Source organism: Kitasatospora sp. SC0581 (genome assembly GCF_048159585.1).
Classification (GTDB): domain Bacteria; phylum Actinomycetota; class Actinomycetes; order Streptomycetales; family Streptomycetaceae; genus Kitasatospora.
Genome location: NZ_JBLRWA010000163.1, coordinates 1 through 415 on the forward strand (window position 1 = coordinate 1; position 415 = coordinate 415).

Here is a 415-nt window from a genome sequence, read left to right on the forward strand (position 1 = left end):
TCATTTCTCAATAACTCGCTGCTCAATGTAGCGCTGCCTTCCATTATGGCAGATTTACACATCAAAGATTATTCTACTATTCAGTGGCTCGCAACAGGTTATATGTTGGTCAGCGGCGTGCTGGTTCCTGCCTCCGCCTTCCTGCTGACCCGGTTCACAAACCGGCAATTGTTTATTACAGCCATGACGATCTTCACGTTAGGAACTGCTTTAGCAGCATTTGCCCCTAACTTCGGGCTGCTGCTGACAGGAAGGATGATCCAGGCTGCAGGATCTTCTGTCATGGGGCCATTGCTCATGAATATTATGCTGGTTAGTTTCCCGATTGAAAAACGCGGAACAGCCATGGGGATCTTTGGACTTGTCATGATTACAGCCCCGGCAATCGGCCCGACGTTATCCGGCTACATTGTCC

At 49.4% G+C, this 415-nt stretch carries 1 protein-coding gene; it reads left to right on the forward strand.

Annotated elements, in window-relative coordinates; translation table 11 throughout:
* Window positions 1-415: MFS transporter (locus ACLWS4_RS37580; protein ID WP_416876515.1), on the forward strand; the 415-nt coding region annotated here is incomplete at both ends.